Raw genomic sequence first — 20423 nt, 5'->3', positions numbered from 1 at the left:
CGAAGTATAGTTGGAGCGAAGTCAGACCGGGTTAAAGGCGGGTGAACCTAAAGCCCTCAGGCTTTTTCATAATAAGTAATAATTGCCTTGAAGAAGTATAGGAAGGTCTTAAAATAATCAGAGCCTGATGAAGATCAGGCTCTTTCTTTTCCCTCAAAATAACCATTAAAGACACGACTATTTATGTGTATAAATAGCGTGACCGGTAATGCAGTTTACTATAAATATTAAATATTAAAAAGATGTTAACTAATCAATAACAGATGTGGAAATGTATAATTTATTAATATGCTGTAAAACAGTTAATTAACAAACATCGAATTTTATGAATATGTAAAAAGGATCCTATTTTAAAAATATTTTTTACTCTTTGAACTTATCAAGGGGGTGGATATTTATCATACCTTAAAAACATATTTCATGTGTGAAAGCTTTACTTTCACTACTTGAATTCGTTAACCATATTAAGTTGTCATGTTTGTAGCCTTTTTGAAGCGTGCGCCATTTCTGCGCCTGATTTTATCCTTATCCGCCGGTATATCAGTACAGTTATATATGCCGTTTAATCTGCTAATACTTATTACTGCAGCGGGTTTGCAAGGAGTGGTATTATTTGTTTTCAGAAAATTGTCTTTTCGTATCCGCTTTCAGTATGATTGGCTACGTGGTACTGCCTTGCAACTGCTGATTGTCTGCAGTGGGAGTTTGCTGGTATATCAATCAGACATCCGTCATAGCAACTATTATTTTGATACGTTGATAAGACCGGGAGACTTGCTGCTGGCGACCATAAGTGAGCCATTACAGCAAAAGGTACGTTCGTATAAAACTGTCGTCAGCATACATAATATCATACGTGATAACATCAGCATACCGGCAAAAGGAAAATTGTTAGTATACCTAACAAAAGACAGCGCCGCAGGACGTTTGCAATACGGCGACCGATTACTGATGCCCTCGCAGACGATACCCGTGCAATACAGTGGTAATCCAGGCGCTTTTGATTACCGTCGTTATTGCGCAAGCCAGCAGATATACCATCAGGTTTTCCTGAGATCAGGTGGCTGGAGACGCCTGCCAGAAAGGGAGGAAAACCTCATCATGCAATGGATACAGCAATGCCGCGAATACTGTTTATATACACTGCAGCAATACATTGGCGGCCGGGAAGCCGGACTGGCAGCAGCCTTACTGATAGGCTACCGATATGATCTGGACAGGGAAATGGTGCAGGAATATACCAATACGGGTATTGTGCATATTATCGCTATTTCCGGCATGCACCTGGCTCTTATCTACGGTGGACTACTATGGATATTGCGCTGGTGGCCAAAGCACCGCTTTTCAGAGGGTATCAAAGGAGTCCTTATCATCCTGTTATTATGGGCGTTTACTTTATTGACAGGAGGCGCTGCCTCTGTATTACGTGCAACCGTGATGTTTACCTTCATCACTGTAGGAAAATTTATGCTGGACCGCTATACGAACATATACAACACGCTGGCAGCATCAGCTTTTCTCTTGCTGTGCTATGATCCGCGCTTGCTGATAGATGCGGGGTTTCAACTATCCTATCTGGCCGTGTTGAGTATCGTAATTTGCTACAGGCGCATATACTATTTATTCCAGCGCAGTAATAAATGGCTGGATAAGTTATGGGATATGATGGCACTGACAGTAGCCGCGCAGGTATTGACATTACCGGTCTGTCTCTATTACTTCCATCAGTTCCCGGTTTTCTTTCTTCCCGCAAATATGCTGGCCGTGCCCTTATCGACTATTGTGCTCTATGGTGAGATCCTGCTGCTGATACTGGGAGGCGTGCCCATACTGGCGCATGGTACAGGACTGGCTTTGCAAATATTGATGAAATGGATGAACAATGCAGTTAGCTGGATAGGGCATTTGCCCGGTGCATTGATCACAGATATCAATATGCCTCCAGGTAGCGTGATTTGCCTGTATGTCTGCATAGCCGGCTTGCTCATCTGGTGGTTGTATCAGTGGCGGCAGGGACTACTGATGGCCCTGACAGGCGGCGCTGTTTGGGGTATTTGCTTAATGTTATCGCGGATAAATGAACAGTATCAGTATAAAATGGTTGTTTATAATATACCCGGACATACCCTGGTAGATGCCATTCGTGGACACCGGATAACAGCCGCCGGCGATATGGAGGTGATAAGGAATGACTCTTTATACAATCGCTATTTAAGACCTGCACATATTTTGTATGGCCTGAAACGGCGCTTGAATACAGGCGGCGATAGTGCCGGTGCTGCATTTGCCGGTTTACATATCCTAACGCTGGGGCAAAAACGGCTTGTTATTGTAGATGGCGCCCTTCCACGGGTTGATCCGCAGAAAAAATTCCGGACAGATTATCTTTTACTATCACATAATCCACATGTGGATATCAGACAATTGGAGCGGATGTTTGATGTGGGATGTTATATTTTTGATGCTTCCAGCACGCTGCGGAACATTCAACAATGGAAAAGTGATTGCTACGTGCTAACTTTGCGCTTCTTTTCGGTTCCGGATCAGGGAGCCTATGTTGTAAATTTCTAATGATTTCCATACATGCAAAAGCAAATTAAATCAGCGTTGATCTCCGTTTTCTATAAAGATAACCTGGAGAACATTGTAAAAAAGTTAGGTGAACAGGGAGTAACTATTTATTCGACTGGCGGTACCCAGAAGTTCATTGAGGACCTGGGAGTGAAGTGTGTAGCGGTGGAAGAGTTGACAGCGTATCCATCTATTCTGGGCGGACGTGTAAAGACCCTGCATCCAAAAGTATTCGGAGGCATTCTGGCTCGTCGTGAGAATCCACAGGATCTTGAGCAGCTGCAACAGTATGCTATTCCTGAGCTGGACCTGGTGATCGTAGACCTGTATCCATTTGAGGAAACAGTGAAGAGCACCAAAGAAGAACAAACAATTATTGAGAAAATAGACATCGGTGGTGTATCTCTGATCAGGGCGGCAGGCAAGAACTACAAAGATGTAGTGATCGTTGCTTCCAAAGATCAGTATGCTGACCTGGAAAAAGTACTGACAGACAATGGCGGCGCTACCAGTGTGGAAGAACGTAGAGCGTTTGCAGCAAAAGCATTTGAAGTATGTGCTAACTACGATGTGGCAATTGCACAGTACTTCCTGAACAATGAGCCGGCTGCATATTTCCAGGTATCTGCTCCGCAGGGCCAGGTAATGCGTTATGGAGAAAACCCTCATCAGAAAGGTGTATTCTACGGTAACCTGTCTGAGATCTTCAACAAACTGCACGGTAAGGAACTGTCTTACAACAACCTCGTGGATGTGGATGCTGCCTGCCAGCTGATCCAGGAGTTTACAGAAACCACTTTTGCAGTGATCAAACATACCAACGTATGTGGTATTGCCAGCCGTCCTACATTAAAGGCTGCATGGGATGCTGCACTGGCGGGCGATAAAGAAAGCGCGTTTGGTGGCGTATTGGTAACCAATGCGGTAATTGATAAAACTACTGCCGAATCCATCAGCGAGATCTTCTTCGAAATATTGATCGCTCCGGGCTTTGATGCCGATGCACTGACTGTACTGCAGGCCAAAAAGAACCGTATCCTGTTGCAGCAATTGCAGCCGGTGAAAGCGCCTTATGTATACAAGAATGTCCTGAATGGCGTATTGCTGCAGGAAAATGATAAGGGTAACTTCCAGGAGTGGAACGAAGCCGGCGCAAGACCAGCCACCGCTGCTGAGAAGGCAGACCTCGAATTTGCCAACATCGTATGTAAGCATCTGAAATCCAACGCTATTGCTTTGGTAAAAGATAAACAACTGATCGGTAAAGGCTGTGGTCAGACCTCCCGTATCGACTCATTACGTCATGCCATCGCCAAGGCTGCCCAGTTCAGCTTCGATCTGAAAGGTGCTGCTATGGCTTCTGATGCATTCTTCCCATTCGATGACTGTGTACGCATTGCTCATGAGGAAGGTATTACATCTGTGATCCAGCCGGGTGGTTCCGTAAGAGATAATGATTCAATAGAATTCTGTAAGCAGAACGGTATGGTAATGGTGATGACGGGTACCCGTCACTTCAGACACTAAGTCTTTCGGCTATAAAAGCATATAAAAAAGCACTGGCAAACGCCAGTGCTTTTTTGCTAAAAATTCTTTACTATTGTCATCTAAGCTATGGCATTTTTACACCATAATATCATGAAGGATGCAGATGATGCAGTGTTGATACAGGAGTTCAAAAGCTCCGGTCAGCTGGATTATCTGGCTGCTTTATACCAGCGTTACATGAACCTGGTGTATGGTGTATGTCTGCGTTATTTTGATGAAGAAGCCAGCAAAGATGCCGTCATGCAGATCTTTGAGGAGTTGATCGTAAAGTTGCATCAGCATGAGGTCCAAAACTTTAAGAGCTGGTTACATGTGCTAACCAGGAATCATTGCCTGATGAAACTGCGCTCCATGAAGAACAGGGAGGGAAGGGAAATTTCCCTCGAAGCACTCCCCGTTATGGAAAATGACTCTTTTGCACATCATGAGAACGGAGTAAGCATAGAGATGCATCTGCAGGGTATGGAAAAATGCCTTGAAACTTTGCCTGAAGAGCAAAAGCGCAGTGTGGACCTGTTTTACCTCAAGGAAAAAAGCTATCGCGAAGTAGCCGATATTACGGGATATGATATGAAGAAAGTGAAGAGCTATATTCAGAACGGTAAGCGAAACCTGAAAATTTGTATGGAACAACAAGATGCCTGATAAGCACAGTCATATGAACCATAATGTGGATCCGGAGCTGATCCGCCGCTATCTGGCAGGAGAGCTGGATAACAAGGCGATGCATGCCCTGGAAAAGCAGGCCATGGACGATCCGTTCCTGGCTGATGCGCTGGAGGGCTTTGCTGAGCGTAAGCCGGATCAGCGTGTTCATCTGGCCGATCTGAACAGGCGTCTTGAAAGGAGAGTACAGGGCCGGGAGGAAAAGAAAGGAGGAATATTTGCACTCAATTACCGCTGGCTGGCTGCTGCAGGTGTACTGTTACTGGTTTGTACCGGATTGCTTTGGCTCCTGCAGGTGAGAACCATGAGAGATAGTTCTATTGCATCTCAGCGCGCTAATATTTCTGACAGCTCTATTACAGATACACTACAATATTACAACCGGGAAGAACCCGTAGCGTGGGGGAAAGCTACTCCTGAGAAACCACTTGCCATATCAATACCGGCAGATACCGGGTTACTGGCCGCTAAAGATGTCAGAACAGGTGCATTTGCGGTTGAATCTCCTTTGGGCAGTGTGATGATGAAGAGGGAAGATTCCATCAGACCGCTCGCCGCAGCGCCTTCATTGGCCGACAGCCTGGAGAGAAGAGACGCAGAAGTAGCCACTGCTCCGACGTATAAAGTGACAGCGGACGAAATGGCCAGCAGAAGTCCGGTTGCCGCTGCCCCAGCTCCTGTAGCTTTGGGAATGACAACCCGCCTGATCCAGGGAAGAGTAAAAACAAGTAATGCGGAAGGAATGCCGGGCGTAGCCGTTAGTGTTGAAGGCACCGGTAGAGGAGTACTGACGGATAATCAGGGGAATTTTTCTATCCGCGTAGCCGATACCACAAAAGATATAAAACTGGTGGTAGCCGCTGTAGGCTTCAATCAGAAGAAGCTGGACCTGAACCAGACGGATAATAACCTAAATATCACACTGAATGAACAGGCAAAAGCATTATCAGAAGTGGTTACGACTGGTTACAACAAGAAAGTCGGTTACAGGAGTCAAAAAGAGGAAGTTTACCAGCGCCCAACGCCCGTAAACGGATATGAACAGTACAAGGAATACCTGGCTAAAAACGTACATTATCCGGCATCGGCGGCAGCCGCAAATATCACCGGAAGGGTGAGAGTGTCCGTGCGCGTTATGCCTGACGGCACACTGGAAGACATCAAAATAACAAGAAGATTACAGCCGGACTGCGATGCGGAAGCATTGAGAGTTGTAAAAGAAGGTCCGGAATGGAAACCCGCTTCCGATGGAAAGGCAACCCGCGTTCAGATAGACGTGCATTTTGCCCCCCAATAATTATTTGCTTTCTTTCATCGCCTTGATCAGCCTCCTGGTCCTTTTGTCTTCCCGGGAATTCTGTAATGATATACAGGCCCAGACAGCTGCAGGTATCCAGCCAATGAGCGTGATCTGTAATATCAGGCATAAAATGCCTGTAAGTATCCTTCCTCTTAGTAGAAAAGAAAGCCAGGGTAACAGTATAGCAATAAGTGTCATATTAAAAAGATACTATTTTTTTCTTTCTTTCCATAACTGGTTAAAAGATTTTGGCGCAAAAACAGGCAACTCCCTGTTGTCTCCCCATGCTTTGGCGAAGAACTTTTTCATGAAGAAGTTTTTGGCATTGCCTCCCAGGAGGTTCATCATCCGGCGGCTCAGACTGGCCTGTTTCCAGCCAAACCAGGACATTTTTTCGCCGCCGGAGGTATAGTTCTCCTCAACAGCTTTGTGGCGATTATGGAGCAGCAATTCGTGAATATTGATCCTTACGGGACATACCTCCGTACAATTACCGCAGAGAGAAGAGGCATAGCTGAGGTGCATAAAAGAGTCCATTCCCTGCAGATGGGGGGTGATAACAGAACCAATGGGGCCGCTGTAGGTAGTGCCGTAGCTATGACCGCCTATGTTTTTGTAAACAGGGCAGGCATTCAGACAGGAGCCGCAGCGGATGCAATAGAGACTTTCCCGGGCTTCCGTGTCCTCCAGTATGTTGGTACGGCCGTTGTCCATCAGTATCACATACATCTCTTCCGGACCGTCTATTTCATTTTCCTGGCGGGGACCACTAAAAATTGAGTTGTATACCGTTACCTGCTGACCGGTGCCATAGGTAGCCAGTAAAGGCCAGAACAGCGCCAGATCATTGATGGAGGGCAGCATCTTTTCGATGCCCACCAGCACGATATGCGTCTTGGGAAAAGCAGTACTTAGGCGCGCATTCCCCTCATTTTCCGTCACCGCTATACCGCCGATATCTGCGATGATAAAGTTGGCGCCTGTAATACCTATTTCAGCATCCAGGTACTTCTGCCGCAGTTTTTCCCTTGCTACCATGGTCAGTTCCTGGGGAGTCAGATTAGGAGGGGTGCCCAGTTTTTCGGCGAATAATTTAGCTACGTCTTCCTTGCTTTTATGCATGGCGGGCGTAACAATGTGATAAGGCGGCTCGTCGTCCAGCTGCTGGATATATTCACCAAGATCCGTTTCTACACATTCTACGTTGTGTTGTGCCAGGAAGTGGTTCAGGTGTACTTCTTCCGTGGCCATGGATTTACTCTTTACAATACTTTTGCATTGTTTGGCCTCACAGATGGCCAGGATCTCATCCAGTACCTGTTGTGCATTCTCCGCCCAGATCACTTTACCGCCGCGGCGGGTGAAGTGGGTCTCAAATTCTTCCAGGTGTTTGTCGAGATTCTCCAGCGCCCTCCACTTGATGTTTTTCGCTCTTTCCCGCGCAGTATTCAGATCGGAAAACTGTTGTTTTCCGGCTTTGACGGCCGTATTATACTTACCAATGTTATAATTGATCGTCTGGCGATGACTGAGGTTTGTCGCTTTCTTCTCACTATTTTCAAGAAAAGTGGAGGCATTCTGATGCATAAATTGTCGGATTGCTGATTCGGAATTACAAAACCCATGCCGGCGTTGCTATACGCCGGAATGATTAAACAACAATTAGTACTGGTAAAGATAGGGAAATGAAGGGATAGCATCAGCAAGGACTCTTATTCTGCCTTATACTGCTTGGTGGCAATCTTGTCCAGCACCTGGTAGAACTCCTCTCCATATTTCCGGATAAGTGCATCGCGCAGGAAGCGGTATACAGGCACACGCAGACTTCTACCATTTTTGCAGGCAGGTTTGCACACATCCCAGCGGTCATAGTTCAATGCCTCAAAAGATTCGTATTTCTTTACCCTGATGGGGTAGAGGTGGCAGGAGATCGGCTTCTTATAGTCAATTACGCCGTCGTTAAATGCCTTTTCAATACCACAGCCTACAATACCATGGGAGTCGATAGTGGCATAGGCGCAGATGCCTTTATTGACAATAGGCGTAACATAACCATATTCGTCGTCTATGGTATTGGTGCCTGTTTGCTCTATTTCAGCGATGCCATCGGGACGTAGGTAAGACTTGATCTTCGGATAGATCTTCTTCAGGATCTTTACTTCCTCCTTATCCAGCGGCGCGCCGCAATCACCTGCAACACAACAGGCGCCTTTACAGGCCCCCAGATTGCAGACGAACTTTTCCTCAATTAATTCGTCGCTGATGTACTTGTCGTCAATGATGATCATATAAAAAACCATGGCCGGCCGGGACTGTTGGCGTAAGCTTTCCGGTCGGGTATTCTTTTAAAGACGCAAAGGTACAAAAATAGTAGATGGCCTATCTCCACTTCAATGTTTCCACCAGGTGCCACATATCCTGCTGCAGGAACTGTTGTACCGGAGCAAGGGAGTCTGCATTGGGGGCGGCGTCAAAGTAAAGGGCGCCCCTGAGGAAGTGCCGGGTAGAGTCGGTGGCATAAAATTGCTTGGCAGAGGCAGCATTACCGCCTACGTCATAGAACTGGCCTGTTACATGGGAAGGAGTATTGATGGCCTTTTCTTCTATGTATTCCGCCTTATAGGTGTGTTTATAGGTCATTTTGAACGCGTCGTTCACCAGCTGCTGGAAGTTGTTCTTCCCTCCCTGACCGATCTCTTTATAGCTCATATAGATCTTGCCATTCAGGGACGGGAACTCCACATTGATCCAGTAGGGATTCTCGGTTTTTTCGCCGAAAAAGAGGCTATCCTTCACGATATTGGCATATACAGGATACTCGAAGGTGTATGGATAGCCGGGAACGTCAAACAGGCGGTATTCCCGCTTTGGGAAGTTGATCTGGAAGTAGCCGCGCGGCTTGGGTGTATAGTTTTGCTGACAGGCGGAAAAAGCCAGCAGCAACAGCAGACAAAGAGTATTCCCGGTTAATTTCATAATAGCTTCTTGTAATTAAAAGTCCTGCACTAGTTCTCGTCTTCCACATTCTGCCTGATAGTCACCTGTACCTTCTGGATACGCATCTTGCTTACTTCCAGTACGGTAAAATCATAGTCTTCATGGGATATTACACTGTTCTCTTCAGGGAATTTACCTGCCAATTCCAGTATGAGGCCCCCGATAGAGTCGCTTTCGCCCTTTACTACCTCGAAGGTATCGGGAGGGATGTTCATGATACGGCAGACGTCATTGAGCATGGTCTTGCCTTCAAAAACGTAGGTATAGTTGTCTACTTTGCTGTAGTTGAACTCTTCTTCATCAAATTCGTCTTTGATGTCGCCGATTACCTCTTCCACAATATCTTCCAGGGTCACAATACCGGAGGTGCCGCCAAATTCGTCCACGACAACCGCAAAATGCATACGCCTGGTCTGGAATTCAGACAGCAGGTCTTCAATCAGTTTATGGCCATGTACAAAAAAAGGCTGCCGCATAACGGTATGCCAGTCAAAACTTTTGCCTTTATCAAGGTGGGGCAGGAGGTCTTTGGTATGGATCACGCCCACGATGTTATCGAGGTTACCTTTGTACACCGGAAGGCGGGAATAATGGAGGTCTGCCACTCTCTTTACAACAGTTTCAAAAGGGTCTTCATACTCAATGCCTGATACATCCAGGCGGGTATGCATGATCTGTTTAACGGTGATATTGCCGAATTTGAGGATGCCTTTCAGGATATTCTTTTCTTCCTGGGAAGCGGTGGGGTCTACACTCATTTCAATGGCCTCGTCTATCTCCTGGTAGTTTACAGCTCCTCTGTGAAAGAAGCGGGCTTCTATGCTTTCGCTGAGGCTTACGTAAAAGTCGCTTACAGGTTCCAGGGTGGCATGTACAATGCTGATAAACCAGGCAAAGTAAGTAGCAAACCGGATATTGTTCTGGGCGGCCCATACGCGGGGAAGCACCTGGCCGAAGAAAAGAAGCACAAAAATGATAATGGCTATACGTACTACCAGAGATACAACAGGGAAGGTCTGAAGATCTTCCATCTGGGTGATGAGGTAGCTGGTTACCATAATAAACGCCAGGGAAAGGAGGATGCCAGCTATCTGGAGGGAGGCCAGCAGGGAGCGGGGCTTTTCCAGGAGTTTGGTAATCAGCTTACCACTGGTATTTTGCCTCGTTTTCAGGGCGTTCAGGTCTTTATAGTTCAGGGAGAAGAAAGCCACTTCGGCACCGGAAACAATAAAAGCCATGAGTAGGAGTATGAATATTACAAGCAGATAAATAACCACGTTCGGAGTGGCGATTGGCGCCGCTGCTTGCAACAGGGTAAGCTTACCAGGTAGAATGCTTGCCGGATAGGTGTACAAATTGTTCAACTTTGACGTGAGAAATATTAGAACTCCCAGCTTATAGCAAAGTAAGTTCCAAAAAAATGGGAAAGTAATTCAGGTCTTAAATTGAATCGCTTTCCCTATATGCAAATATAAGTAATGTCCCATAAAGGGATTATCAATCAAAAAAGAATTAGTATTTTTTACCGGATAGTTAAAAAGGAAGATCGTCCGCAGTATCGTTTAATTGGGGGGGGATTTCCATATTGGGGAAATTGTCACCAGTGTTACTCCCTGTATTGCTATGATGTATGGCGTGTTCGGAGTTGTTCAGGTCCATACGTTTGTCCAGCATAACCAGATTGTCGCCCACTACCTCAGTGGCAAATTTCTTATTACCCTCTTTGTCTTCCCAGCTGCGGGTACGGAGGCGTCCTTCTATATAAACAAGGCTTCCTTTGTGCAGGTACTTTTGGGCCAGTTCAGCCAGTCCGCGCCATAATACTACTGTATGCCATTCTGTTTGGGATATAAGTTTGCCAGCCCGGTCTTTGAATGTTTCTGTCGTTGCCAGAGAGAATTTGGCTACAGCAATATTACCTTCTAGGAACTGTACGTCTGGATCTCTACCCAAGTTGCCAATCAGAATTACTTTATTAACACCTCTCATTGTTGCAGGTTTTAATCTATTGATTTTAAACTATTGAAAATATACGCTTCTTATAAATGAACAACCTTTCTAAAGTTAATGTTTTTTTCAAATCGACAGTGAAAAATTTAACGTATAGTTTAGCTCAAATACCTTGCCGCAGCAAGTTGGGCGCTGTTGGTACACAGTAAGTTTTTGTATCAGAATAGGGTAAGTTCCCTGTTGCTGAGGAAGTCTGTGATGGTTTTCGGAAAGGCGTAATGATCCAGTTGATCCCGTGGAATGGCCATATAGCCGGGCATTTCGGGCTTTTTGCCTGCCGATAGCATCAGGAACTGGCTATGGATTGTCTGGTGCGTAAGCTGCTGTTTGAATATCCCGGAAACCGCATCCATGTTGTAACGTATATCTTTTACAATATTTTTAAAGGCGGCTGTAGCCCGTAACGCTGTTACGTCTTCCGGACCGGGAGTTTCTATCAGAATGAATTCGTGGAGGTTCTGCCATATGTCGCTTTCCGTGCGTTTGCGGATGAAGACCTGGTCTTTATACTGTAATACAAGATAATAGAAGTAGCGCTTTCTAATGACCAGCTTCTTTGCCTTAACAGGCAACAGGCCGGTCAGTCCCAGGTGAAAGGCCTTACATTTACCTGCCAGGGGACAGGTGCTGCAGGCCGGTTGCTGAGGCTTACATACTACAGCGCCAAAGTCCATAATGGATTGGTTATACGAAGCAGACTGACCATGAGGTAACAACTCCTGAGCCAGTTCGGAAAATTGCTTCTTACCTGCCGTACTGTCTATAGGAGTATCTATATCAAAGAAACGGGACAGTACACGGAATACGTTGCCGTCCAGAACGGCATGTGGCAGATTGAATGCAAAAGAGGCAATGGCCGCGGCTGTGTAGGGGCCTATGCCCTTGAGTGATTGTATGGTTTCGTATGTATTCGGAAAGTGGCCGTGATAGCCTGATACGATCTGTTTTGCAGCAGCCAGCATATTCTTGCAGCGTGCATAATAGCCCAGTCCCTGCCACAGACGGAATACCGCTTCTTCCGGCGCGGCCGCCAGTTCCTTTACTGTTGGATAGTTCAGTATGAACCGCTCATAATAAGCCCATCCCTGTTCTACACGTGTTTGTTGGAGAATAATTTCAGACAGCCATATCCGGTAGGGGTCTTTCTCACCTTTCCACGGCATGGAGCGGGTGTTCTCATGTTTGTTCCACTCCAGCAGGGTGTTCGTAAAAAACTGCTTCATCTCTGCAAATATAATCGGATCAGTGAAAAAGGGCGCATAGGGGAGGCGCTGCACATCTTAAAGAGGGATCGAAAACGGAATATTTGTGGAAACGACACTATTGGAAAAATAACCGGATTGTATTAGATTTATTTTTGATAATATTTAACTGTAGCGGTTTTGCAGCGACTATTAACAGAACTTGTTGATCGATAGACGAATATGCCAAAAAATGCGTTATAATAGACAAAGACCTTTTATCTGTTACTGCCTGATCTGGATAGATCTTTTTTCATTAAGTCAAGAAAAAAAAGACAAAATGAATATTATTTTTTGTATATTCGTTAATGAGTGGTTTAGTGAAATTTTGTGATTACCCTGATGAAAGTGTACTTGTACTGGGTTAGAGCATGGTGTCCCTCTCTTTTTCCGGTTGCCCGTTATTAGAGTTTATGAGACTATTACTAGGTGATTTACAGATAGATATATTATACAAAACCTTGGTATAAGAAAAAAAGATAAAATTTATTTGCTTAAAATTCAGCAATTAAAAAAAAATAAATAATTTTGGGACAAGTAATCCTTCGCTTCAATTATGAGAAAAGCTGACTTAATTAACAATATTGCTGAAAAAACCGGCATACCTAAAGTAGATGTGTTAGTAACACTAGAGGCCATGTTTAAGGAGGTCAAGGAAGCGTTGGCTAATGGCGAGCATATCTATATAAGGGGCTTTGGTAGCTTCATTACAAAAAAGAGAGCTGCTAAAATTGGCCGTAACATCAAGAAGAATGTTGCCGTTGAGATTCCGGAGCATTTCATTCCTGCCTTTAAGCCTTCTAAAGAATTCGTTGCAGAAGTAAAGAAGCTTAAAAGTTCGTAATTTTGCAGCCTAATATTTAAGGCGTGCAAAAATCACAAATTCTCCTGGTCGGTGCCGCGGCGACAATACTTATAGTATTGGTAGCTTTTGGCCGCACCGTGCCTCATTCGGATAAAAAAGCGATGCCAACTGCCACTCATATGCATGAGGGTCAGGAGGGAAAAACTATTGCCTTCGACGAATTGCTGGCTTCCGCCAAGCAAAAAGTCCCAGCTGATAAATTAATTTCTATTGCCCGCCAGGAGAATATTGTCCGGGGTGATGTTAAGAACCAGCAGATAGCCGCTTACAAACAATTATATGCCTCCTGGGATAGCCTTAACCAACTACCCATAGCTGCGTATTATCTTGGCGAATCCGCCAAGTTGGAAAATTCCGAAAAAAGCCTCACCTTTGCAGCCAATTTATTTTTAGAACATCTGGAACACGCAGAGGACCCTGCTGTAATGAACTGGGAGACCAAACAGGCCATTACCCTATTGGGCCAGGCGATAACGCTTAGTCCGGGTAATGATTCCCTTAAGATAAAACAGGCGCTTTTGTATATGAATACAGAGCCTATGGTAGGTGTCCAGAAACTCAGGGATGTGGTAGCTGCCAATCCTGATAATGCAGAAGCTCAGATCACATTGGCAAGTCTTGCTATTCAGTCAAACCAGTTTGATAAAGCCATAGACAGGATGGAGTCGTTCACTCAGAAACATCCTGAAGAGGCTAAAGCGCTATTTGTATTAGCAGAAGCTTACAAGGGCAAAGGCGATTTCAAAAAAGCAATTGAACTGGCAGAGAAATGTAAGACGTTGGTGAAGGATCCTTCACTGAAGGCCGAAATAGACGATTATATCAAGAGTATTAAATAATATTCATTTTTTAAACATTTAAAAACTTATTAGCGTATGCCTTGCGGTAAGAAAAGAAAAAGACATAAGATTGCTACTCACAAACGTAAAAAAAGACTGAGAAAGAACCGGCATAAGAAGAATAAGAAATAATTTTCTCCTGTTTCCCGCCATTTATACTAACCAGGTTTTATTTGCGGCGCGGTGATCGGACAAAAATTTTTATATATCCTGCATGATTTTGGCGATTATTATTAAATTGCTGGAGTCATGCAGGTTTTTCCACAAATCCCGCTTAGAATTCCGGATATTACCTGCTGATCGCTAAACCCTTAAGCAATCCATCATCACGTATGCTGGCGTTTCGCCGGCTGTAATCTGGTATGCAGTAAGCTGTTATTAAATAGCCGTGCATAACTCAAGGTGAAGTTATAATGGTTAAAATTTTGGACGCTTGAACAAGGAACTTATTATAAATGCGGCACCTACCGGTGTGGAAATAGCGTTGCTGGAAGATAAGAAATTGGTGGAATTGCATCACGAAAGCGGCAATCCCAACTTTTCTGTAGGGGATTTATACCTGGGGCGGGTGAAAAAGTTGATCCCCGGCCTTAATGCGGCTTTTGTCGATGTAGGATTTGAAAAAGATGCCTTCTTACATTACACAGATCTTAGCCCATATATACGTTCTATACTAAAATTTACCCAGCAGGCTATTTCAGATAAAACCCCAGAGGGGTTTGACTTTACAAAGTTTAAGAATGAGCCGGAAATAGTAAAAACCGGCAAAATCACAGATGTGCTGGGCGGAAAGCCCAACATCCTGGTGCAGATACTAAAAGAGCCTATTTCTTCTAAAGGTCCCCGTCTTAGTTGCGAAATTTCTCTACCCGGAAGGTTTATCGTGTTAACACCCTTTAATGACATTGTTGCTGTATCTAAAAAGATACATTCTTCCGAAGAGAGAAAAAGGTTGCAGAAGATCGTAGAGGCCATCAAAACACCCAATTTCGGTGTTATTGTCCGCACGGCGGCTGAAGGAAAGAAAACGGCAGAACTGCATGAGGACCTGACCACACTCGTAGAAACCTGGAAAAATATACAGGCGAACCTGCGCGCGGCACAACCGCCGCAGAAAATACTGAGTGAACAGGCTAAAACAACCAGCATATTACGTGACCTTCTTAACGAGAGCTTCAACAAGATCGTTATCAATGACAGGAACATGTTCACTGATACCAGGGCCTATATTCAGAAAATAGCCCCTGAAAAACAGGACATCGTTCAGCATTATCATAACGGCGCTCCTATCTTTGATCACTATGGCGTTACCCGTCAGGTGAAAGCTTCCTTCGGGAAGACCGTCAACCTGGACAGCGGCGTATACCTGATCATAGAAGCGACAGAAGCATTGCATGTCATAGACGTCAACAGTGGTTATAAAAGCTCCAGCAATAATCAGGAACAGAATGCTCTCGCATCCAACCTGGAAGCTGCTGCAGAAATAGCCCGTCAGTTGAGGCTTCGTGACCTGGGAGGTATCATCATCATCGACTTCATTGATATGAAGTTGCCGGAGAATAAGAAGGTAGTCTACGAAGCCATGGAGAAATTCATGTCGCAGGATAGGGCTAAACATACCATCCTGCCTATCTCTAAATTCGGCCTGATGCAGATCACCCGACAGAGAGTGAAACCCGAAGTCACTATTTCAGTGGCGGAAGATTGCCCTACCTGTCATGGTACAGGCAAGATCGGAGCCTCCGTACTGATCATTGACGAAATCGAAAAGAACCTGCAATATCTCATTAATCATCAGCATAAAGGGCTTACTATCAGGGTACACCCTATATTTTATGCTTACCTGGCTAAAGGTTTCCTGACCTCCCGCCGGTGGAAGTGGTACTTCCAGTATAAGAAATGGGTCAAGATCAAAGCTGACTCTAACTACCATCTCACAGAATATCGATTCTTTGACGCCAACGAAGAAGAGATCAAATTATAATTCCAGCCTAAAGCTTTATCTAAAACGCTTAACACAATATCGTGTTAAGCGTTTTACATTTGCGGCTTCAAACATTTTACCGGAATAGCTGTTGTTTTACAAAAACGGCGATCCACAGGGGACAATCTGACTCATTACTAAACTCCATTGCGTTTATGTCTTTACGTTACATGTGCCATTTTTTGTTGTTAACTACTGTAGTACTTTCCTCCTGTGGTGAGGGCCGGGGAAGAAGGAAAGGACGGGACAGGGATACCAGTCATTACACCAGACAGGAATATATCGATCTTAAACTGGACAGTAATCAGGTAAATGGCTTCCTGCAACGTGATACCGCCTATGCAGAATATATCCGGGACTTCTACCGGCAACGTGATTTCCACTACGCCTGGATCGGGAACGATGGCCGGCTCACAGAACAGGCAGGTAACTTTATCAATATGATGAAAGCGGATACTGACTATGGGCTGAACGACAGTACCATCATCAGTAAGCCGCTCCGTTTATTGTATGATACACTGCTGATGGAAGGAGAGAGGTTCCGCCGGAACGACAAAGCCATGCCCAGGGCAGAACTGTTGCTGACCACCCAGTTTTTTGCATATGGCAATAAAGTATGGAGCGGCCTGACCTCAGACAGCGCCAAGTCGCTGGAGTGGTTCATTCCCCGGAAGAAGATCAACATACAAAGCCTCCTCGACTCTATGGTGAACAGGCCGGCCAGCGCTTTTGAAGAGCCGGTGAACAAACAATATAAATTGCTGCGAAATGAGTTGAAGAAGCTGGCAGTACTGGACAAGACGCCCTGGGATTCGCTGGAAGCATCACGCAAACTCTATAAACAAGGCGAACGCGATACCATTGTTGCCGCTGTAAAACAGCGCCTGCATATACTGGGCGACCTGACAGCGGCTGACACCTCCCAACTCTTTACACCAGTGCTCGATACGGCTATACGCAACTTCCAGGATCGTATGGGACTAAAGAGGGATGGAACTATCCAGTTACCGCTGCTAAATGCACTGAATGTGACTCCCCGGAAACGTATCCAGCAAATCCTGATCAATATGGAGCGTCTTCGCTGGGTGCCGGCAGAGCCACCTGCTGAATACCTGCTCGTGAATATTCCTGCCTTTAAGCTGTATGTCTACGACAATAATAAACTGGACTGGAGCTGTAATGTAGTGGTGGGAAAACCGGGTACCAACACGGTTATTTTCAGCAACGAAATGAAGTATGTCGTATTCAGCCCTTACTGGAATGTGCCTCCCGGCATCCTGGTGCACGAGGTTCTGCCGGCCATGAAAAGGAGTACCGGTTACCTTGACCGTCAGAACATGGAAGTGGTGACAGGTAGTGGCGGCCCTGTTAATCCGGGCTCACTGAACTGGGCTAAATATTCAGGAGGTAACTTCCCTTATATCATTCGTCAGAAGCCCGGTGGTAAAAATGCGCTGGGTAAGGTAAAGTTCCTGTTCCCGAACGAGTACAACATTTACCTGCATGATACACCTTCCAAAGGGCTTTTCGGAGAGAGCAAACGTACTTTCAGCCATGGCTGTATACGCGTGTCAGAACCTCAGCGTCTGGCGGAATGGCTCCTGCGTAAGGATTCTGCCTGGACAGAGCAGAAGATTGTAGCAGCCATGAACGGGAATAAGGAGAAGTTTATCACATTGAAAGAGAAAGTACCTGTATATATAGGGTATTTTACAGCGTTTATAGACGCTGATGGGCGGCTGAATTTCCGGGACGATGTGTATGGACATGACGCCAGACTGGCGGCTACCTTATTTGGTACAAAATAGCCGCTTAGTATGATATAAGAAAACAGATGGCTGGTATACCAGCCATCTGTTTTTGGAATTATTTGCTCGCAATTACTGAGATCTCCACATTCACACCCTTAGGCAGCGCAGCTACCTGAACGGTTTCCCGGGCAGGATAGTCGCCGGTGAAATAAGAACCGTATACTTCGTTGATCTGTGCGAAATCGTTCATATTCATAATGAAAATGGTCGTCTTCAGTACATTATCGAAGTCCAGGCCCGCCTCGGAAAGAATACCTTTCAGGTTTTTCATTACCTGGTGGGTTTCGGTTTTGATATCATCCAGTACCAGTTGGTTGGTGTCTGGATTCAATGCTATTTGCCCGGATACAAACAGCAGGTTGCCTGACTTTATAGCCTGATTGTACGGGCCGATAGGAGCAGGTGCATTCTTTGTGTTGACGATCTGTTTTTCCATGACCGTAAAAATAGGGTCTTATTATTAGTTATTAATTAATAGGTTTGCGAAAATTTTGCACATGAATATCCTCGTTATAGGAGAAGCGCAACATTATGCTGCTTTCCTTAAAAAGGGTGGTTTAAGTGGGCACCGGGTGCAGCAGGTTACAACAGCAGAGCGCATAGGGACGCTGGAAGATTACGGGCTGGTAATAGACCTGGATTTTGATGAACATACTGAGCGGGCACGCATTTATGCAAAATATCCGCAGGTGCCTGTGCTGGCAGCTATCGTAAGGACTTCCCTCGCAGATGTGATGAACAATTACGCTTTTGAACAGGGATTTAACCTGGTAGGTTGCAACTGGCTGCCGGGATTTGTGGCGATGCCTGTTACGGAAGTATCCGTGATGGAAGAAGAACAAAAGCCTATGCTGGCACAGATCATGAAAGAGTTGGGCTGGGAGTATGAAATAGTGGAAGACAGGGTAGGACTGGTCACGCCGAGAGTTGTTTGCATGATCATTAACGAAGCTTATATGGCTGCAGAAGACGGAACAGCATCGCGCGAAGATATTAATATTGCGATGCGGCTGGGGACCAACTATCCGAAAGGGCCTTTTGAATGGTGTAATGAAATTGGCGTCAGGCAGGTATATAGCGTGCTGGACGCTGTGTACAAGGCTACGGGAAATGAACGGTATAAGATAAGTGCGCTGCTGGCACAGGAAGCAGGCATGAATATGACCGCTGTGTGAAATAATTAAACTGTATACATTGTCTCTGATACTGCATATCGATACTGCTACTACGATCGGGTCTGTTTGTCTGTCGAAAGACGGACAGCCTTTACAGACATTGGTGAATGATAAACAACAGGACCATGCCGCAAGTATGGTATTGTTTGTACAGGAGATCATGCGGAAGCAGCAGGTGACTCCCAAAGATCTCGACGCTATCGCCGTTAGTGCAGGACCTGGTTCATATACAGGATTACGTGTAGGTGTGGCCACCGCGAAAGGATTGTGTTATACCTGGGAGAAACCATTGATAGCCATATCTACCTTACAGATGATGGCGCAGGGCGTATTGTCCCGTGTAAATGATATGGATGCCCAGTATTGCCCTATGCTGGATGCGCGAAGAATGGAAGTGTATACAGCAGTGTATGATACCTCTTTGAATATCGTAGTAGCTCCGCACGCGTTAGTACTCACACCTGAAGCATTCAGTGAACAGGTAGCTGCAAAGAAGACATACTTTTTCGGTAATGGCAGCGATAAATGGCAGCAATTAATGCCGTCTAATCCTAACGCCTTATTTGTTCCATATATATTAAACGCTGCGGATATGGTGCCCTTAGCTACGGCTGCTTATGAACGTAAAGCATTCGAAGATGTAGCTTATTTCAGCCCATTTTACCTCAAACCTTTCCATTCTACAATGAAGAAATAGGTCGTTTGTAATGTGAAAAATGACCTCCATCCCCATGATAACAGGCTTTTTATGTCTTATTAAGAAGCGTAATCCCTACACTTATGTCAATTTGTGTCATAGAACTGTCAAATTATGTTTATTTGGCAAGTAAACGCCATCCATATATTAAAAAATAAGGTATAGAAGTTTTTTTTATTACGACTAATATTATATTTTTGTATAAATCGATACCCGGTTATTGTTTTCTAACAAGTTATGGGTTTACTGTCCGTTGATCCCTTTCATTTCATCATTTTTTAAAACTATTATGCGATGGAAAAAACATTATTAACGACCTCTTCTAATACTCTTATTATTTCTAGAGGTACCAATGAAAAAGACCAAATTAAATTGGATTACATTGCCGTTAAGAAGGCTGCTATGGTTTTGCGTGCAATAAACCATAAGCTGCGCCAGCAAATGATTAAGTTGCTGGAAGATCATAAGAAAATGACAGTAACTGAAATCTACGTTAAGCTGCGTCTTGAGCAGTCAGTGGCTTCACAGCACCTGGCTATTCTACGCCGTGCCGGCATTGTGATTACAGAAAGAGATGGTAAATTCATCCACTATACGATCAATAAACAACGTATAGCAGAAGTTGCCAAATTCGTGGAGGAGCTGGTAGGCTAATCTGGTTTTGGAGTACTGGTCGAACAGAGTACAAAAAATATTCGGGCCTAACTAAGAGTATAATG

19 protein-coding genes are annotated in these 20423 nt (G+C 45.0%); 11 read left to right on the top strand and 8 right to left on the bottom strand.

Annotation, left to right across the window (positions count from 1 at the left end; genetic code table 11):
- The first annotated feature begins 474 nt into the window (after nt 1-474).
- The 4 genes from F3I09_RS04920 to F3I09_RS04905 all read left to right on the top strand — a co-directional run bounded on the left by F3I09_RS04920 (nt 475) and on the right by F3I09_RS04905 (nt 6082).
- Nucleotides 475-2571: a ComEC/Rec2 family competence protein gene (locus F3I09_RS04920; RefSeq protein ID WP_149693939.1), complete on the top strand. Its 2097-nt coding sequence runs from the start codon at nt 475-477 to the stop codon at nt 2569-2571.
- Nucleotides 2572-2583: 12 nt separating this feature from the next.
- Entirely contained in the window at nt 2584-4098 is a 1515-nt protein-coding gene (gene purH, locus F3I09_RS04915) for a bifunctional phosphoribosylaminoimidazolecarboxamide formyltransferase/IMP cyclohydrolase (protein WP_149693938.1), read from the top strand.
- A gap of 111 nt (nt 4099-4209) precedes the next feature.
- On the top strand, nt 4210-4764 hold the full coding sequence (locus tag F3I09_RS04910; protein WP_223233137.1) for an RNA polymerase sigma factor: 555 nt from the start codon (nt 4210-4212) through the stop codon (nt 4762-4764).
- A 13-nt stretch (nt 4765-4777) separates the two neighbouring features.
- Entirely contained in the window at nt 4778-6082 is a 1305-nt protein-coding gene (locus F3I09_RS04905; RefSeq protein WP_188133694.1) for an energy transducer TonB, read from the top strand.
- Here the strand turns inward: F3I09_RS04905 and F3I09_RS04900 are convergent, their stop codons facing one another.
- The 7 genes from F3I09_RS04900 to mutY all read right to left on the bottom strand — a co-directional run bounded on the left by F3I09_RS04900 (nt 6083) and on the right by mutY (nt 12315).
- A complete protein-coding gene (locus F3I09_RS04900; RefSeq protein ID WP_149693935.1) occupies nt 6083-6283 on the bottom strand; it encodes a YqaE/Pmp3 family membrane protein in 201 nt (66 codons plus the stop codon).
- A gap of 12 nt (nt 6284-6295) precedes the next feature.
- A complete protein-coding gene (locus F3I09_RS04895; RefSeq protein ID WP_149693934.1) occupies nt 6296-7672 on the bottom strand; it encodes a LutB/LldF family L-lactate oxidation iron-sulfur protein in 1377 nt (458 codons plus the stop codon).
- 125 nt (nt 7673-7797) lie between these two features.
- A complete protein-coding gene (locus tag F3I09_RS04890; RefSeq protein WP_223233136.1) occupies nt 7798-8385 on the bottom strand; it encodes a DUF3109 family protein in 588 nt (195 codons plus the stop codon).
- A 79-nt stretch (nt 8386-8464) separates the two neighbouring features.
- Nucleotides 8465-9061, bottom strand: a complete 597-nt coding sequence (gene gldD, locus F3I09_RS04885) for a gliding motility lipoprotein GldD (protein WP_149693933.1) — start codon at nt 9059-9061, stop codon at nt 8465-8467.
- A gap of 29 nt (nt 9062-9090) precedes the next feature.
- Nucleotides 9091-10446, bottom strand: a complete 1356-nt coding sequence (gene gldE, locus F3I09_RS04880) for a gliding motility-associated protein GldE (RefSeq protein ID WP_223233135.1) — start codon at nt 10444-10446, stop codon at nt 9091-9093.
- 169 nt (nt 10447-10615) lie between these two features.
- Nucleotides 10616-11071, bottom strand: coding sequence for a single-stranded DNA-binding protein (locus tag F3I09_RS04875; RefSeq protein WP_089834641.1), 456 nt, complete (start codon nt 11069-11071; stop codon nt 10616-10618).
- Between the two features lie 179 nt (nt 11072-11250).
- The gene (mutY, locus tag F3I09_RS04870) at nt 11251-12315 is read right to left on the bottom strand and encodes an A/G-specific adenine glycosylase (RefSeq protein ID WP_149693931.1); all 1065 of its coding nucleotides are present in this window, start codon (nt 12313-12315) and stop codon (nt 11251-11253) included.
- Between the two features lie 574 nt (nt 12316-12889).
- Between mutY and F3I09_RS04865 the strand changes: the two genes are divergently transcribed.
- The 4 genes from F3I09_RS04865 (at nt 12890) to F3I09_RS04850 (ending at nt 17829) form a co-directional block, all read left to right on the top strand.
- Nucleotides 12890-13177 (top strand): HU family DNA-binding protein, encoded by a 288-nt coding sequence (locus tag F3I09_RS04865; protein WP_073084475.1) that lies wholly within the window; start codon nt 12890-12892, stop codon nt 13175-13177.
- A gap of 23 nt (nt 13178-13200) precedes the next feature.
- Entirely contained in the window at nt 13201-14037 is an 837-nt protein-coding gene (locus F3I09_RS04860; protein WP_149693930.1) for a tetratricopeptide repeat protein, read from the top strand.
- 433 nt (nt 14038-14470) lie between these two features.
- Nucleotides 14471-16021: an Rne/Rng family ribonuclease gene (locus F3I09_RS04855; RefSeq protein WP_149693929.1), complete on the top strand. Its 1551-nt coding sequence runs from the start codon at nt 14471-14473 to the stop codon at nt 16019-16021.
- 155 nt (nt 16022-16176) lie between these two features.
- The gene (locus F3I09_RS04850) at nt 16177-17829 is read left to right on the top strand and encodes a murein L,D-transpeptidase (RefSeq protein WP_149693928.1); all 1653 of its coding nucleotides are present in this window, start codon (nt 16177-16179) and stop codon (nt 17827-17829) included.
- A 58-nt stretch (nt 17830-17887) separates the two neighbouring features.
- Here F3I09_RS04850 and F3I09_RS04845 read toward each other — a convergent pair whose 3' ends face one another.
- Entirely contained in the window at nt 17888-18268 is a 381-nt protein-coding gene (locus F3I09_RS04845) for a RidA family protein (RefSeq protein WP_149693927.1), read from the bottom strand.
- A 61-nt stretch (nt 18269-18329) separates the two neighbouring features.
- Here F3I09_RS04845 and F3I09_RS04840 point away from each other — a divergent pair, with 61 nt between their 5' ends.
- From F3I09_RS04840 to F3I09_RS04830, 3 genes are all read left to right on the top strand, one after another.
- Nucleotides 18330-19007 carry a 3-hydroxyacyl-CoA dehydrogenase family protein gene (locus F3I09_RS04840; RefSeq protein WP_149693926.1) on the top strand — a complete coding sequence of 226 codons (678 nt, stop codon included), beginning with the start codon at nt 18330-18332 and terminating at the stop codon, nt 19005-19007.
- 19 nt (nt 19008-19026) lie between these two features.
- A complete protein-coding gene (tsaB, locus tag F3I09_RS04835; protein WP_188133693.1) occupies nt 19027-19704 on the top strand; it encodes a tRNA (adenosine(37)-N6)-threonylcarbamoyltransferase complex dimerization subunit type 1 TsaB in 678 nt (225 codons plus the stop codon).
- 294 nt (nt 19705-19998) lie between these two features.
- Complete coding sequence (locus tag F3I09_RS04830) at nt 19999-20358, top strand: helix-turn-helix transcriptional regulator (protein WP_012788619.1); 360 nt, start codon at nt 19999-20001, stop codon at nt 20356-20358.
- Nucleotides 20359-20423: the final 65 nt, after the last annotated feature.

This window comes from Chitinophaga sp. CF418 (assembly GCF_900142925.1).
Classification (GTDB): domain Bacteria; phylum Bacteroidota; class Bacteroidia; order Chitinophagales; family Chitinophagaceae; genus Chitinophaga.
This window is presented reverse-complemented; position numbering and strand designations above follow the sequence as displayed.

Bases quoted from the DNA above. Each gene is read 5' to 3' on its own strand.
- F3I09_RS04850 (WP_149693928.1), top strand. From the start codon at position 16,177: ATGTCTTTACGTTACATGTGCCATTTTTTGTTGTTAACTACTGTAGTA.
- purH (WP_149693938.1), top strand. From the start codon at position 2,584: ATGCAAAAGCAAATTAAATCAGCGTTGATCTCCGTTTTCTATAAAGAT.
- F3I09_RS04865 (WP_073084475.1), top strand. From the start codon at position 12,890: ATGAGAAAAGCTGACTTAATTAACAATATTGCTGAAAAAACCGGCATA.
- F3I09_RS04845 (WP_149693927.1), bottom strand. From the start codon at position 18,268: ATGGAAAAACAGATCGTCAACACAAAGAATGCACCTGCTCCTATCGGC.
- F3I09_RS04905 (WP_188133694.1), top strand. From the start codon at position 4,778: ATGAACCATAATGTGGATCCGGAGCTGATCCGCCGCTATCTGGCAGGA.
- F3I09_RS04840 (WP_149693926.1), top strand. From the start codon at position 18,330: ATGAATATCCTCGTTATAGGAGAAGCGCAACATTATGCTGCTTTCCTT.
- F3I09_RS04875 (WP_089834641.1), bottom strand. From the start codon at position 11,071: ATGAGAGGTGTTAATAAAGTAATTCTGATTGGCAACTTGGGTAGAGAT.
- F3I09_RS04910 (WP_223233137.1), top strand. From the start codon at position 4,210: ATGAAGGATGCAGATGATGCAGTGTTGATACAGGAGTTCAAAAGCTCC.
- F3I09_RS04900 (WP_149693935.1), bottom strand. From the start codon at position 6,283: ATGACACTTATTGCTATACTGTTACCCTGGCTTTCTTTTCTACTAAGA.
- mutY (WP_149693931.1), bottom strand. From the start codon at position 12,315: ATGAAGCAGTTTTTTACGAACACCCTGCTGGAGTGGAACAAACATGAG.
- F3I09_RS04830 (WP_012788619.1), top strand. From the start codon at position 19,999: ATGGAAAAAACATTATTAACGACCTCTTCTAATACTCTTATTATTTCT.
- F3I09_RS04920 (WP_149693939.1), top strand. From the start codon at position 475: ATGTTTGTAGCCTTTTTGAAGCGTGCGCCATTTCTGCGCCTGATTTTA.
- F3I09_RS04890 (WP_223233136.1), bottom strand. From the start codon at position 8,385: ATGGTTTTTTATATGATCATCATTGACGACAAGTACATCAGCGACGAA.
- F3I09_RS04895 (WP_149693934.1), bottom strand. From the start codon at position 7,672: ATGCATCAGAATGCCTCCACTTTTCTTGAAAATAGTGAGAAGAAAGCG.
- gldD (WP_149693933.1), bottom strand. From the start codon at position 9,061: ATGAAATTAACCGGGAATACTCTTTGTCTGCTGTTGCTGCTGGCTTTT.